Consider the following 14,226-nt stretch of genomic DNA (forward strand, 5'->3'; position numbering starts at 1 on the left):
GATCGCCAGCAGCCCGGCGATCACCGAGACGAGGGTGGACTTGCCCGCACCACTCGGGCCCATCACGGCAACGATCTCCCCCGCGGATGCCGAGATCTCGGCATCCAGGACGAACCCCTCGCGCCGCACGACGACGTGCGCCTCGAGCGCCGCGCCGCTCACCGCGTCGCCCCCGGGCGCCATGCCCGCACCGCGAGAAGCACCGCCAGCGCGGTCACGAGCAGCAGCAGCGACAGCGCCACCGCGGTGCCCTGCGACACCCCGGCCCCGTTGAACGCGGTGTAGATCGCCAGCGGCATCGTCTGCGTCACCCCCGGCGCATTGCCGGCGAACAGCGCCGTCGCGCCGAACTCCCCGATCGCGCGCGCGAAGCACAGCACGGTGCCGGCGATGAGGCCGGGAGCCGCCAGCGGCAGCGTGATACGCCACAGGATGCGCCAGCGCCCCGCGCCGAGCGCCGCCGCCGCCTGCTCGTAGCCCGTGCCCGTCGCACGGAGGGCCCCTTCGACAGCGAGCACGAGGAACGGCAGCGCGACGAAGGTCTGCGCGATCACCACGGCCGCGGTCGTGAAAGGCAGGCGCACGCCGACGACGGCGAGCCACTGCCCGAGCCAGCCGTTGCGTCCGAGCAGGAACAGCAGTGCCACCCCGCCGACCATCGGCGGCAGCACGAGCGGGACCGTGACGACCGCCCGCAGCACTCCCGCCAGGCGCGGACCCGACCGCGCGATCCAGAGTGCCAGCGGGATGCCGAGAACGATGCAGACGAGGGTCGCGAGCGCGCCGGTCACGAGTGAAAGCCCGAGCGCCGACACCGCCGTCGGCGATGTGATGTCTCCCCAGAGCGTCGCCCCGTCGACGCGCCCGACGAGCGCGGTCAGCGGCACGACGAGCACCGCCAGCCCCAGCACCGCCGGCACCCCCAGCGCGAGCGGGACGAATCCCCGCGGCTGCCCGTGCCGCCCGGGCGACGTGACCGTCATGGCCTGCCGAAGCCGAGGTCGGTGAGCGTGGCGCGTGCGGCATCGGAGCGCACGAAGTCCACGAACGCCCGCGCGGCCGCAGGATTCGCAGCGTTGTCCAGGGCGACGATCGGGTACGTGTTGACCACGGCATCGGCGCCGGGCGTCGCCACGGTCTGAACGTCGGCGGTCGTCGTGGCGTCGGTCACGTACACGAGCCCGGCATCCGCCTCGCCGCTGGCCACTTTCGTGAGGACGGCGGTCACGTTCTGCTCGTAGCTGTCGACGGATGCCGTCACGCCCGCCTTCTGCAGCAGCGTCTGCGAGGCCGCGCCGCACGGCACGTCGGCCGCACACAGCACGACCCGCAGGGACGGGTTGGCGAGGTCGGCGAGCCCCTGCACGCCGGCCGGATTTCCGGAGGGGACGATGAGGGTGAGGACGTTCGTCGCGAACGGCTGCGGCGAGGAGGCGAGCCCGGCGGCGACGACCTTCTGCATGTTCTTCTCGTCGGCGGAGGCGAAGACGTCGGCGGGGGCGCCCTCGATCAGCTGGGTCGCCAGCGTCGACGAGCCGTCGTAGCTGATGGGACGGATCGTCACACCCGGGTGCGCCGCCTGGAACTGATCGGCGAGCCGGGTGAAGGCCGCCTTCAGCGACGCCGCGGCGAAGACGGTCAGCTCGCCGGACATGCTGTCCGACGACGCGGTCGCCGTCCCGGAGGCGGCTCGGCCGGCATCCGCCGATCCCCCGCCGGCGCTGCAGCCGGCGAGCGCCATGGCCGTGGCGATGAAGGCGGCGAGGATGTACCGCGATCGCGTGCGCATCAGCTCTCCTTCGGCGTCTCGACGATGACGGAGGTGGCTTTGATGACCGCCACGGCCAGCGCACCGGGCTCGAGCCCCAGGTCGCGGACCGCCTCGGCCGACATCAACGAGACGACGCGGTGGGGGCCGGATTGGATGTCGACCTGCGCCATCACTCCGTCCTGCTGCACGCGCGTGACGAGCCCCACGAATCGGTTGCGTGCGCTGGAGAGGACATCCGCGGGGTCTGCGGCGGCGTGGGCGAGTGCGACCGCACGGGCGGCGAGCGCATCGCCGGGGATCTCGACCGGCGAGGCCCCCGTTGTCGGAAGAATGCTCTGATCGACCCACCGACGGAGGGTGTCGTCGCTCACGCCGAGCAGACGCGCGGCCTCGGTGACACGGTATGAACGCATACCGCCGACGATAGCGCGCATCTGCGGACAGAAGGCCGCCTCAGAGGACGCATTTGCGGGTTTCGACAGCGGGAGGCGCTTGTGGCGCACGGCCCCGCGGACGGGCACGGCGGATACGCTGGCACCGTGCCGCTGCCTCCTCTCGTCGACCCCGCTCCCGACCTCAGCCCCGCCGAACGCGCACGCACGCAGCGCCACCTCGTGCTGAACGGCGTGGGCGATCTCGGTCAGCGCCGACTCGCGGCCGCGCATGTCGCCGTCGTGGGCGCCGGCGGGCTCGGCTCCCCCGTCGTCATGGCACTGGCCGCGGCCGGCATCGGCACCCTGACGGTCATCGACGACGACGTCGTCGACCTCAGCAACCTCCAGCGGCAGCTTCTTCACCGACACGCCGACATCGGCGCGCACAAGACCGCATCGGCGGAGCGCGTCGCTGCCGACCTGTCCCCCGAGACGGTGGTCATCCCCGTCGCCGAACGCCTCGCGAGCGAGAACGCGCAGGACCTGCTCCACGGCGCCGATCTCGTCGTGGACGGCAGCGACACGTTCGAGACCCGGGCAGCGGTCGCCGCCGCCTGCGAGAGTCTCGGCATCCCGCTCGTCTGGGGCGTGCTGCAGGAGTTCCACGCACAGGTCACGGTGTTCTGGAACGCACCACCGGCCGGGACCGACCCGGTCGTGCTGTCCGACCTGCATCCCGCCGACGAGGTCGGTACGCCGCCCACCTGCGCCGAGGTCGGCGTGCTCGGAGCCCTCTGCCTGCAGGTGGGCGGCATCCTCGCCGTCGAGGCGATCAAGCTCATCGTGGGCACCGGTGAGCCGCTGCTGGGCCGCGTGCTCGTGATCGACGCCCTGCGCGGCACGCAGACCGAGGTCGCGCTGCGCGGGGCTGCTCCCGCCGCTCCGACGACGCCGCAGCCGATCGACGCTCCCGCCGCGGCGGCCCCCGCGGCGATCCGCGAGCTGACGGCGAGCGAGATGCTCGCCGCGCAGGAGGCCGGCGCCACCCTCCTCGATGTGCGCGAACCGTGGGAGACGCAGACCGGCGTCGTCGCCGGCTCCGTCCTGATCCCCCTCGGCGATCTCCTGGACGATCCGGCGCAGATCGACGACGAGCACGTCGTCGTCATCTGTGCGCACGGCATCCGCGCCCGCCATGCTGCCGACGCCCTCCGGGCCCGCGGCGTCGACGCCGACATCCTCGTGGGCGGTCTCGCCGCGTGGCAGCAGTCATGAGCGCCGGCGCGCCGCTGCGCACCGTCGAGGAGCAGCTCGGCGACGTGCTCGCCGCCGTGCGTCCACTGCCCACCGCGCGGGTCGCACTGGCGGAGGCGACCGGCGCGACACTGCGCGAGCCGGTGCGCGCCGCCCTCGACATCCCCGTCTTCGACAACTCGGCCATGGACGGCTTCGCCGTGCGCTTCGCCGACGTCGCGCACGCGAGCCCCGCAGCTCCCGTCATCCTCCGCGTCGTCGCGGACCTGCCGGCGGGCACCGCCGACGATCCACCGCTCGCTGCGGGCGAGGCAGCGCGCATCATGACGGGCTCGCCCGTGCCCTCGGATGCCGACGCCATCGTCCCCTTCGAAGACACCGCCGGCGGGCTCTCCGACTCCCTGCAGACCGCGACGGTCCAGCGCGCCCCGCGCTCAGCCGGAGCGTTCGTCCGCCGCGCGGGCGATGACCTCCGCTCCGGCGACGTGGTCCTGGAGGCGGGCATGATGCTCGGACCTCTCCAGGTCGCTGCGGCGACCGCCGCGGGACGCACACACGCGGTCGTTTCGGCCCGGCCCCGCGTCGCCGTCGTCTCGACGGGCAGCGAGCTCGCCCCGGCCGGAACACCACTGCGACGCGGGCAGATCCCCGAATCCAACGGCGTCCTGCTCGCGGGGCTCGCGGCGGCTGCCGGCGCCGACGTGATCGCTCAGGTCTGCGTGGACGACGAGGGCGGCGCTCTCCGCGACGCCGTGGCGGGGCTGCTGGCGGCATCCGTCGACGCGGTGATCTTCTCCGGCGGCGTCAGCGCCGGCGCCTTCGAAGTGGTGCGCACCGAGCTGGCGGCGGCCATGACCTTCAGCCGCGTCGCGATGCAGCCTGGCAAACCGCAGGGCTTCGGCACGCTGCCCACGCCCACGGGCGTGGCGTTGCTGTTCGGCCTGCCGGGAAACCCCGTCAGCGCGGCCGTCTCGTTCGAGGTGTTCGTCCGTCCCGCCCTGCTGGCGATGCAGGGGCGACGGGTGATCCGGCGCCCCCGGCTCACCCTGCCCGCCGCGACGTCGTGGCGCACCCCGGAGGGACGGCGGCAGTATCTGCCCGCGGTCATCGACACCGCGGGCGACCGCTGGAGCGTACGACCGGCGACGGCGGGCGGATCGGGATCGCACCTCGCGGGCGGCCTCGGGCTCGCGCGTGCCCTCGCCGTCGTCCCCGCCGACGTCGCCGAGGTGCACGAGGGCGACCCGGTCATGGTGCACCTGCTGGAAGGATGGGACGCATGAGCTTCACCCACCTGGACGGCGCCGGTCACGCCCGCATGGTCGATGTGACCGAGAAGCAGCCGACGGTGCGCGCTGCGACCGCCGCTGCGCTCGTCCGCTGCGCGCCCGCCGTCGTCGCCGCGCTCCGCGACGGAGCGGTGCCGAAGGGCGATGTGCTCGCCGTCGCACGCATCGCGGGCATCCAAGCCGCCAAACGCACGCCCGAGCTGCTTCCGCTCGCCCATGTGATCGGGGTCCACGGCGCGAGCGTGGACCTGTCCATCACCGACGACGGCGTCGAGATCACCGCGACCGTCCGCACCGCCGACCGCACCGGGGTGGAGATGGAAGCGCTGACGGCGGCCTCCGTCGCGGCCCTGACGATCGTCGACATGGTGAAGGGCATGGACAAGGCCACCGCCATCGAGAACGTCCGCCTCATCGCCAAGACCGGCGGCAAGTCGGGCGACTGGGTGCGGGAGTCCTGATGCCGCGGGTCCGTTACTTCGCCGCCGCCGCCGAGTTCGCCGGGCGCGACGAGGAAGCGCGAACCGAAACCGATCTCGACGGCCTGCGCGCCGCGCTCACGCGGGAGTCTCCGGCACTCGGGCGGATCCTCCCCCGCTGCGCCGTGCTCGTCGACGGACGCCGCACCGACGGCTCGGCGCCGCTCGGCGCCGATACCCTCGTCGACGTGCTGCCGCCGTTCGCCGGCGGCTGAGCGCTCAGCCGCCGATCCCCTTCCACGCCGCGGCCCCGTCGGCCGTCAGCTGACGCTTCCACACCGGCAGCTCGCGCTTGATCGCCTCGATGATGGCGCGGCACACCTCGAACGCCTCGGCGCGGTGGGGCGTCGAGACGGCGATGACGACGGCGGCCTCGCCGACCTCGACGCGCCCGACGCGATGGCTCACGGCGACGGTCGCGCGCGTGTCGCCGATGGCGGTCAGCGCGATGTCGTGCAGCGTCGCCTCGGCATCCGGGTGCGAGGAGTATTCCAGCGCGAGGACGGCCGTTGCGGCGTCGGGGTCGTGATCGCGCACCGTGCCGATGAAGCTCGTGACGGCCCCCGCCCGGGGGTCGTCGACGGCGGCGAGGTGCGCGGCGGCATCCAGCGGCTCCTCGGTGATGCGGGCGATGCGAACGGCAGCCATCAGTGATCTCCTCCGTCGAGCTGGTGCACCACATGACCGGCGACCGAGAGGATGACAGGCATCCCGGAGGTCACGGCCGCCGGCGACCCGGGCAGGTTGACGATCAGGGCACGCCCCGCGGTGCCGGCGCGACCGCGAGAGAGCATGCCGGCCGGCTTCTCGGCCACGCTGCGACGGCGAAGCTCCTCGGGGATGCCGTCGAGCGCGCGCTCGATGACGCGATCCGTACCCTCGGGCGTCTCGTCTCGTTTGGCGACGCCGGTCCCCCCGGTCGTGACGACGAGGCGCGCACCGTCGGCCAGGGCGGCGCGCAGCGCGGTCTCGACGCTGTCGGCGCCGTCGGCGATGATGCGCGCGTCGGCGCACTCCCACCCCGCGTCGCGAAGCGCGGCGACCGCGATCGGCCCCGCCGTGTCGGCGCGCACGCCCGCAGCCGACCGATCCGAGACGGTGATCACGACGGCGAGGCTGCCCACGCCCCCACCCTACGCCCCCGCCCCCTCTCCCCCGTCTCGTCGCCGAGCCGCCACCTTCCGCGCGAGCCGCCCTGTTTCGGCGCGACATATCGTGGCGGGTCGGCGAAAACGTGGCGGCTCGGCGAAGAGGCGGGAGGGGCGCTACAGGAGCATGCCGAAGGCGGCGACGTCGGCGGGAGCGTCCAGGCGCGTGAAGCCCAGACGCGCGTAGAACGCGATGGCACCGGCGTTGGTGCCGGCGGCGACCAGATGCACGCCCCGAACCTCTGCGGCGCGAAGTCGCTCCAAGAGCGCGGCGATCAGCCGGCGCCCCCACCCCTGCCCCTGAACGTCGGGAAGCAGATCGATGTGCAGATGCGCGGGGAAGGACTCTGCGAAAGGCTCAGCGCCCGGGCGGCGCCCGTAGGCGTACGCCAGCACGGAGTCCTGTCGCGTGGCGGGCTCGCCGACCGGCTTCGGCCAGCGCTGCGCGAAGCGCGGCCACCACTCGCTCAGGAACCACTCCTCGAATGCGTCGGTATCGTCGGTGGCGACGGCGTAGCCCGCGACCCGCCCGTCGTCCGTCTCGACGACCACGGCGAGTTCGGGGTGACGCGCGACGTACGGCAACACGAACACCGCCCCCCAGATGTCGTCGTCGTCCAGGATGCCGGTGGCATCGCTGCCGGCATCGCCGGTGCGCAGGCAGATGTCGGCGAGGGCGGGCTCGTCGCCGGGGCGAAAAGAACGCAGGAAGGGCACGGGGCGAGTCTAGGCCGCAGCCTCCGCGCGCTCGGCGGCATCGGTGTGTTCGGCCGCCGCGGTGATGCGGTTGGCCATCCCCCGGAAGATGAAGCCGTGGAAGGGCAGCACGGCCAGCCAGTACAGCCGCCCCGACAGGCCGGAGGGGAAGAACACCGCCCGCTGGCGGTAGACAGCGCCGCCGTCCGGTCCCGGCTCGCAGCCGAGGTCGAGCCATGCGAGTCCCGGGACCTTCATCTCGGCACGCAGGCGCAGCAGCTGCTGCGGCTCCACCTTCTCGACCCGCCAGAAATCGATGACGTCGCCGACGGCGACGCGGCTGCGGTTTCGCCGGCCGCGCACGAGCCCTACGCCTCCGACGACCCGGTCCATCCAGCCGCGCAGCGCCCACAGCACGGGCGCGGAGTACCAGCCGTTCTCGCCGCCGATCCCCTCGATGACCTCCCAGAGCCGCGCGGGGCTCGCGGTCGTCGTCGCCGTGCGCACGTCGGTGAAGACGGTGCGCCCCGACCAGTCCGGATCGGACGGCAGCGGATCCGACGGCACGCCGCTGACCTCGGCATCCTGCCAGCTCGTCTCCACACTGTCGGCCGCGACGCGACCCAGGGCCAGCGCCACGGCCCGACGATAGGGCGTGAGACCACCCGCGGGCGGCGGGATGATGGCGTCGATGTCGTGGTCGTCCATGACGCACTCGTTCTGCAGTGAGGCGATGAGCGGGCGGGCGATCGAGCGCGGCACCGGTGTCACGACGTTCACCCAGTGCGACGCCAACCCGGGTGTGAGCACCGGAAGGGGCGCGATGGGCCGCTGCGGCAGGCCCGCTTCGACCGCGTAGCCGTTCATCATCTGTCCGTAGCGCAGCACATCGGGGCCGCCGATGTCGACGGCGCGGTTCACGTCGGCGGCGACGCGTGCAGCCCCCAGCAGGTAGTACATGACGTCGCGGACGGCGATCGGCTGGATGAAGTTGCGCACCCACTTGGGGGCGGGCATGTACGGCAGCACCTCGGTGAGGTGGCGGATCATCTCGAACGACGCCGACCCCGACCCGATCACGACCCCGGCCTGCAGCACCAGCGTCGGCACACCGCTGGCGAGGAACACCTCCCCCACCTCGACGCGGGAGCGCAGGTGCGGGCTCAGCGGCACGCCTTCCGGGTGCAGTCCGCCGAGGTAGACCAGACGAGCGACGGATGCCGCGGCCGCCGCCGTGGCGACGGCGCGCGCGGCCTCGAGGTCGGCCTGCTCGAACCCGGCGCCGGCCGACATCGAGTGGATCAGGTAGTAGAGCACGTCGACGTCGGCGCAGGCCTGCGCGAGCGCCGGTTCGTCGACGGCGGAGCCGACCATGACCTCGACCTCTTCACCCCAGGAGAAGGCGCTCAGGCGGGCCGCATCGCGCACGAGCACGCGGACGCGATAGCCCGCGGCGATCAGCCTCGGCACGAGCCTCCCGCCGATGTAGCCGGTCGCGCCGAGCACGAGCGCCCGCGGCGCCGTGCCGTCCGCGCGGGGTACGGCGCGCAGCTCCTCTTCCCGACCGGTGGGGCTCGACAGCTCGCTCATGTGTGTCACGCTAGACGGCTGCTGCGCGCGGCGCATCCCCTTGCGCACGGGGTCGCCGCGCGCAAGGACGAGCGTCAGCGGCGGCCGGTGCCGAAGAGCCCCCGGATGACGGAGTTCAGGATCGTCTGGGTCGACTTCGAGTTCAACACCTGCTCGATGGGCGATTTCTGTGACGCGCGGGAGGTGCGCGTCGTCCGCGTCGAGCCGCCGGTGGAGCGCAGGATCCGGTCGTACTCCTTCTGTCGCTCGCGCTCGGCGGCGGCATCCGCCTTCGCCTGTGCGGCCCGCTGCTTCTCCTGCTCCTTCGCCGCCTGCTCCTGCACCTTGGCCTGTTCGGCCGCGGCGTCCGCCTCCGCGGCGGCGTTCATCTTCGCGGTGAGGATCTCGCGCGCCGACTCGCGATCGATCGGCGTGCCGTAGCGGGCCAGCAGCGGCGAGGCGTGCACGGCTCGCTCGATGTCCGGGTCGGGGGTGGGCGACATGAGGCCCTGCGGCGCGCGCAGTCGCGTCCAGGCGACCGGGGTCGGCGCACCCTTCTCGTTCATGACGGTGACGATCGCCTCTCCGGTGCCGAGCTCCTGCAGCACCCGTTCGAGGTCGTAGCCGCTCGTCGGATACGTGCCCACGGTCGCGCGCAGGGCCTTCGCGTCGTCGGGGGTGAAGGCACGGAGGGCATGCTGCACGCGCGAACCGAGCTGGCCGAGCACGTCGGAGGGCACGTCCTTCGGCGTCTGCGTGACGAAGAAGACGCCGACGCCCTTGGACCGGATGAGGCGGACGGTCTGCGTGATCGCGGCCAGGAACGCCTTGGACGCATCGCGGAACAAGAGGTGGGCCTCGTCGAAGAAGAACACGAGCTTCGGCTTGTCGAGGTCGCCCACTTCGGGGAGGATCTCGAACAGCTCGGCCAGCAGGTACATGAGGAAGGTCGAGAAGAGCGCCGGCTTGTCGGCGACGCCGGGCACCTCCAGCAGCGAGATCACCCCGCGTCCGTCCGGAGCGGTGCGCAGGATGTCGCGCACGTCGAACTCGGGCTCGCCGAAGAAGACGTCGGCGCCGTCGTCGGCGAAGGTGATGAGCTTGCGCAGGATCACGCCGGCCGTCGCCGACGACAGCCCGCCGAGCTCCTTGAGCTCGTCCTTGCCCTCGTCGCTCGTGAGCCACGTGAGCACGGCGCGCAGGTCGGACAGGTCGACCAGGGCCAGTCCGTTCGCGTCGGCGTAGTGGAAGACGAGTCCGAGGCTGGACTCCTGGGTCTCGTTGAGGCCGAGCACCTTGCTCAGCAGCAGCGGCCCGAACCCCGAGACGGTCGCGCGCACCGGCACGCCCTTGCCGACGCCCCCGAGGGCGAAGTACTCGGTGACGGATGCCGCGGGCGCCCACTCCTGTCCGATCGCCGCCGTCCGCGCGAGCAGCTTCTCGCTCGGCGCGCCCGGCGTCGCCACGCCCGACAGATCGCCCTTCATGTCGGCGGCGAAGACCGCAACGCCCTTCGCGGCGAGCTGTTCGGCGAGCCCCTGCAGCGTGCGGGTCTTGCCGGTGCCGGTGGCTCCCGCGACGAGGCCATGTCGGTTCATCATGGCCAGCGGGATGCGGATCTGCGCCGACGGCACCGGCTCGGTGTTCATCAGGGCACCGAGATCGAGGGTCAGGCCCTCGAAGGCGTACCCCTTCGCGATCGCGGCGACCTGGTCGCCGTCGAGAGGTCCGGATGCCGCGGCATCCGCCGCCGGCGCCTCGGGAACCGTCTGCGCGGCATCCGCCGCCGGCGCCTCGGGAGGAGATATCGCCTCGGGAGGAGCAGAGGCGGCCCCGGCATCCTCCGGAGCGGAAATCTCCTCCGCGGGCGCAGGGCCGGCGGCGCGCGCGGCCTGGGCGGCGGCGAGCGCGGCTTTGGCCTGGGCGAGCTTCAGCGCGGCCTCCGCCGCTTCCGCCTCGGCCTGCAGTCGGGCAAGTTCTGCGTCATCGACAGCGCTCATGGCGCTCAGCCTAGCGAGCGCAACCGCTCGTTCTCGCGCTCGAGCATCCGCGCGCAGATCCCCGCGATCACGAGGGTCGCGCCGACCCCGACGAGCGTTCCGCCGACGGTGTCGCTCAGCCAGTGGGCGTGCACCTGGGTGCGACTGAACGCCATCGCGAACACCCAGGCGCCGCCGACGACGGCGACCCACACCCGTGGAAAGAGGATGACGGCGATCGTCGCGAGGGTCGCGGCATTGGCGGTGTGTCCGGAGGGGAACGAGCCGTGGTCGGAGAAGACGATCATGTCCTCGGGGCGTGCGCGGCCGAACAGCGCCTTCAGCAGCTGCACGAGCGCGACGCTGCCGAGCGGGGCGACCACGACGAAGAGCGCGCCGCGGGGCCGGCGCAGCCACAGCAGCAGCCCGACGCCGGCGAGCGGCACAACGAAGGTCGCGAACCATCCGCCGCCGAGGAAGTTCATCGCGAGGGCGGCGCCGTCGAGAAAAGCGAAGCGGTCGACGAAGACGTTCCACCACTCGTCGACGTTCACGTCGGCTTCGACCACCACCTGGATGCCGAGCCACACCGTGATCGCGATCAGCAGCACGCCCACGACGAGCCGCTGGAGCATGACCGTGGTGACGTCATCGTCCAAGGGTGCTCTCATCGCCCCATTATGCCCGACGCCCGCGGCTCAGGGCGCGAGCCGCTCCACGGTCCACGGTCGCACGATCGCCCAGAGCGAGATCGCCCCGATGAGCGCGCATCCCACCATGACCGATGCCATCGTCGTCGCCGTGATCCCGGCATCGCGCGCCACCCATCCGACGATCGGGGAGATGAGTCCCGCGACCCCGAAGTTCGTCGCCCCGAGGATGGATGCCGCCGTCCCGGCGGCCTTGCCGTGGCGATCGAGCGCGAGCACCTGCACGCAGGGGAACGTGAAGCCGCACGCCGTCATGAACACGAACAGCGGCACCATGGTGCCCCACAAGCCCCATCCGAGCTGGTCGCACACGATGATCGCGATCGCGGCGACCACGAGCACGCCGGTCGACACCGACAGCACCCACTGCGGGCCGAAGCGGGCCGCGAGGCGCGCGGCCACCTGCACACCGACGACGAGGCCGAGGGAGTTGGCGGCGAACAGCAGCCCGTACTGCTGGGCGTCGAAGCCGTATGTCTCCTGGAAGAGGAACGAGGAGGACGACAGATACGAGAAGAGACCGCTGAAGGACATGCCCCCGATGATCAGGACACCCACGAACACCCGATCGCTGAAGACGGCACGGTAGCGCTGCAGCACGGTGGTCGCTCCCCGCTCCTTCCGCCGTGCGGCGGGCAGCGTCTCGGGGATGAGCCAGATCGCCGCCACGAGCATGACGGCACCGTAGACGGACAGGACGACGAAGATGCCGCGCCACGGCATGACCGACAGCAGCGCGGAGCCGATGAGCGGCGCCACGACGGGCGCGGCTCCGGACACGAGGGCGAGCCGGCTCAGCATGACCACCAGCCGGCGACCTCCGAACAGGTCGCGGACGATCGCCATCGCGACCACGCCACCGGCTGCGGCCCCGACGCCCATGAACACGCGCGCGATCGCGAGGAGCGTGAGATCGGGGGCGAGAGCCGCAGCGGCACTGGCCACGACGTGCAGGGCGGTGACCGCGAGCAGCGGCACGCGGCGTCCGACCTTGTCGCTGAGCGGTCCGACGATCAGCTGACCGAGCGCGAAGCCGACCATCGTGCCGGTCAGGGTGAGCTGGATCGCCGCGGCGGACGTGCGGAAGTCGGCCTGCAACGTCGGGAACGCGGGCAGGTAGAGGTCGATCGTGAAGGGTCCGAGCGCAGTGAGGGCACCCAGAAGGATGATGTAGACCACGCGGCGTGCGGTGGAGATCGCGTCACCGGGATGCAGGACGACCGGAGCGGTGGCAGGGTGCGAGCCGAGCGTGCGGATGGCACCGGTGGCCGTACGCGCGGCCGCGGGCAGGGGTGTCGAGGCAGTTCGGGGGGCGGGATTTTCGCGCACGGTTTCCAGACGGGTGGGATGGCGGACAGACGGGCGACGCGGATGCCGCAGCGCAGAGCGCCGCGCGGTCGCGAAGAGGCGGCGAAGCGTCGATCGGAGCGCGATGACGCCGGCGAGGAGGTTCGAAACGATTCGAGAGTCCTTCGACTCTAACCGTTTCCCCAGCATCCGAGTCATTCATGCGCATACGATCGGAAGGCACCCCGTGCCTTGATCACCCCGACCGCGAATCGAGCCGAGGACCCATGACCCCCACTCCGTCCGACAAGAAGCGCACGAGCGGCAACCCCGCCACGCGCGCGAACCTCGAGCTGACCGTCAAGCAGCAACGCGAGCTCCAGAAGCAGGAGAAGCTCGCCGAGTACCAGCGTCAGCTCGCGCGCCGGCGGCGCAGCCGTCTCACGTGGTGGATCGTCGGGGCCACGGCTGCCGTCGCCGTCGTCGCGGTCGTCGCGGCATCCATCGCCTTCGCGCCGAAGCCGGTCACCTACCAGGCCGGTGGCACCGGTGCCGCCATCGACGGTGTCGAGACGTTCACGAACACGACCCAGCACGTCGCCGGCACCGTCGACTACCCGCAGAATCCCCCCGCGGGCGGCCCGCACAACCAGTACTGGCTGAACTGCGGCATCTACGACCAGCCCCAGCAGAACGAGAACGCCGTGCACTCGCTCGAGCACGGCGCCGTGTGGGTCACCTACGACCAGACGCGCGTCAGCGGCGCCGATCTCGACGCCCTGAAGGCGCAGCTGCCCTCGTCGTACGTGATCCTCTCACCGTACGTCGGCCTGCCCAGCCCGATCGTGCTGAGCGCCTGGAACGCACAGCTCAAGCTCGACAGTGCGAGCGACCCCCGCATCCCGACCTTCTTCGAGGAGTACTGGCGCAACCAGAACGTCCCGGAGCCGACGGCATCCTGCAGCGGCGCGATCGACGGGCCGGGCAAGCAGTCGTGACCGCACCCGAGCCGGCGACCGGACGCACCCTCCCCCCGTGGTGGGCGGTGCTGCTGGTCGCGCTCGCCGTGGCGGCGCTCGCGTTCGCGATCGGGCGTTTCTCCACCTTCGGCGCGGAGGGCGCGGCGGCGCCCACGTCCGACTCCCCCGAGGCCGGGTTCGCCCGCGACATGCAGCTGCATCACGGCCAGGCGGTCGAGATGGCGATGGACATCTACCGCACGACGCAGAACGACGGCGTGCGGGTGCTGGCCTACGACATCGCGACGACGCAGTCGGCGCAGAAGGGCGAGTTCTACGACTGGCTCGTGAAGTGGGGCCTGCCCCAGACCGGCGGCCCGCTGATGTCCTGGATGGATGCCGCGGACTCCTCTCACCAACACGGCGGCGGTGCGACGCGTCCGACCGACGCGGAGCTGATGACGCAGATGGGCATGGCGAGCGCCGCCGAGCTCGCCGCGATGCGGGCACAGTCCGGCACCGCGGCGGACTGCACGTTCCTCGGCCTCATGATCCGACACCACGAGGGCGCGCTGCCGATGGCACAGGCATTGCTGCGGCTCGGACACGAGCCGCGTGCGCTCGCGGTCGCTCAGGGCGTCATCGCGACGCAGTCCGCCGAGATCGACCTGATGAAATCGCTGCGCGCCGGACTCGGCTGCGCGATCTGAC

The 14,226-nt window shown here is 72.1% G+C and carries 17 protein-coding genes; 6 read left to right on the forward strand and 11 right to left on the reverse strand.

All coding sequences use genetic code 11. The features are described 5' to 3' along the window. The 4 genes from AS96_RS12090 to AS96_RS12105 form a co-directional block, all read right to left on the reverse strand. Nucleotides 1-183: ATP-binding cassette domain-containing protein (locus tag AS96_RS12090; protein WP_036290141.1), on the reverse strand; the 183-nt coding region annotated here is incomplete at its 3' end. Beyond that, on the reverse strand, nucleotides 159-983 hold the full coding sequence (locus AS96_RS12095; protein WP_005051413.1) for an ABC transporter permease: 825 nt from the start codon (nucleotides 981-983) through the stop codon (nucleotides 159-161). The genes AS96_RS12095 and AS96_RS12090, both read right to left, overlap by 25 nt. Then, entirely contained in the window at nucleotides 980-1,789 is an 810-nt protein-coding gene (gene modA, locus AS96_RS12100) for a molybdate ABC transporter substrate-binding protein (RefSeq protein WP_005051415.1), read from the reverse strand. Before modA ends, AS96_RS12095 begins: the two co-directional genes overlap by 4 nt. Continuing rightward, nucleotides 1,789-2,184 (reverse strand): TOBE domain-containing protein, encoded by a 396-nt coding sequence (locus AS96_RS12105; RefSeq protein ID WP_036283080.1) that lies wholly within the window; start codon nucleotides 2,182-2,184, stop codon nucleotides 1,789-1,791. Before AS96_RS12105 ends, modA begins: the two co-directional genes overlap by 1 nt. An 81-nt stretch (nucleotides 2,185-2,265) precedes the next feature. Between AS96_RS12105 and AS96_RS12110 the strand changes: the two genes are divergently transcribed. The 4 genes from AS96_RS12110 to AS96_RS12125 are packed head-to-tail and all read left to right on the forward strand — an operon-like array spanning nucleotide 2,266 to nucleotide 5,382. Next, entirely contained in the window at nucleotides 2,266-3,420 is a 1,155-nt protein-coding gene (locus AS96_RS12110; protein ID WP_036290145.1) for a ThiF family adenylyltransferase, read from the forward strand. Then, nucleotides 3,417-4,682, forward strand: coding sequence for a molybdopterin molybdotransferase MoeA (locus tag AS96_RS12115; RefSeq protein ID WP_036290147.1), 1,266 nt, complete (start codon nucleotides 3,417-3,419; stop codon nucleotides 4,680-4,682). The genes AS96_RS12110 and AS96_RS12115 overlap by 4 nt, the downstream gene beginning before the upstream one ends. Next, entirely contained in the window at nucleotides 4,679-5,149 is a 471-nt protein-coding gene (gene moaC, locus AS96_RS12120) for a cyclic pyranopterin monophosphate synthase MoaC (RefSeq protein WP_005051425.1), read from the forward strand. Before AS96_RS12115 ends, moaC begins: the two co-directional genes overlap by 4 nt. Beyond that, nucleotides 5,149-5,382: a MoaD/ThiS family protein gene (locus AS96_RS12125; RefSeq protein WP_016464396.1), complete on the forward strand. Its 234-nt coding sequence runs from the start codon at nucleotides 5,149-5,151 to the stop codon at nucleotides 5,380-5,382. Before moaC ends, AS96_RS12125 begins: the two co-directional genes overlap by 1 nt. 4 nt (nucleotides 5,383-5,386) lie before the next feature. Here the strand turns inward: AS96_RS12125 and AS96_RS12130 are convergent, their stop codons facing one another. The 7 genes from AS96_RS12130 to AS96_RS12160 form a co-directional block, all read right to left on the reverse strand. Next, nucleotides 5,387-5,815: a molybdenum cofactor biosynthesis protein MoaE gene (locus tag AS96_RS12130; RefSeq protein WP_005051429.1), complete on the reverse strand. Its 429-nt coding sequence runs from the start codon at nucleotides 5,813-5,815 to the stop codon at nucleotides 5,387-5,389. After that, nucleotides 5,815-6,291: a MogA/MoaB family molybdenum cofactor biosynthesis protein gene (locus AS96_RS12135; RefSeq protein WP_036290150.1), complete on the reverse strand. Its 477-nt coding sequence runs from the start codon at nucleotides 6,289-6,291 to the stop codon at nucleotides 5,815-5,817. The genes AS96_RS12130 and AS96_RS12135 overlap by 1 nt, the downstream gene beginning before the upstream one ends. 141 nt (nucleotides 6,292-6,432) lie before the next feature. Further along, the gene (locus AS96_RS12140; RefSeq protein ID WP_036290152.1) at nucleotides 6,433-7,032 is read right to left on the reverse strand and encodes a GNAT family N-acetyltransferase; all 600 of its coding nucleotides are present in this window, start codon (nucleotides 7,030-7,032) and stop codon (nucleotides 6,433-6,435) included. Nucleotides 7,033-7,041: 9 nt separating this feature from the next. Continuing rightward, nucleotides 7,042-8,601 carry an SDR family oxidoreductase gene (locus AS96_RS12145; RefSeq protein WP_036290155.1) on the reverse strand — a complete coding sequence of 520 codons (1,560 nt, stop codon included), beginning with the start codon at nucleotides 8,599-8,601 and terminating at the stop codon, nucleotides 7,042-7,044. 74 nt (nucleotides 8,602-8,675) lie between these two features. Continuing rightward, on the reverse strand, nucleotides 8,676-10,580 hold the full coding sequence (locus AS96_RS12150; protein WP_036290158.1) for a helicase HerA-like domain-containing protein: 1,905 nt from the start codon (nucleotides 10,578-10,580) through the stop codon (nucleotides 8,676-8,678). Between the two features lie 5 nt (nucleotides 10,581-10,585). After that, nucleotides 10,586-11,230 carry a phosphatase PAP2 family protein gene (locus AS96_RS12155; protein ID WP_036290160.1) on the reverse strand — a complete coding sequence of 215 codons (645 nt, stop codon included), beginning with the start codon at nucleotides 11,228-11,230 and terminating at the stop codon, nucleotides 10,586-10,588. Nucleotides 11,231-11,257: 27 nt separating this feature from the next. Beyond that, on the reverse strand, nucleotides 11,258-12,598 hold the full coding sequence (locus AS96_RS12160; protein WP_231477258.1) for a multidrug effflux MFS transporter: 1,341 nt from the start codon (nucleotides 12,596-12,598) through the stop codon (nucleotides 11,258-11,260). 245 nt (nucleotides 12,599-12,843) lie between these two features. On the opposite strand from AS96_RS12160, the gene AS96_RS12165 reads away from it, so the two are divergent. Together AS96_RS12165 and AS96_RS12170 are read left to right on the forward strand one after the other, a co-directional pair. Further along, the gene (locus tag AS96_RS12165; protein WP_036290162.1) at nucleotides 12,844-13,554 is read left to right on the forward strand and encodes a DUF3105 domain-containing protein; all 711 of its coding nucleotides are present in this window, start codon (nucleotides 12,844-12,846) and stop codon (nucleotides 13,552-13,554) included. Beyond that, nucleotides 13,551-14,225, forward strand: a complete 675-nt coding sequence (locus AS96_RS12170) for a DUF305 domain-containing protein (protein ID WP_036290164.1) — start codon at nucleotides 13,551-13,553, stop codon at nucleotides 14,223-14,225. The genes AS96_RS12165 and AS96_RS12170 overlap by 4 nt, the downstream gene beginning before the upstream one ends. Nucleotide 14,226: the final 1 nt, after the last annotated feature.

The organism is Microbacterium sp. MRS-1 (assembly GCF_000585455.1).
Taxonomy (GTDB): Bacteria; Actinomycetota; Actinomycetes; order Actinomycetales; family Microbacteriaceae; genus Microbacterium; species Microbacterium laevaniformans.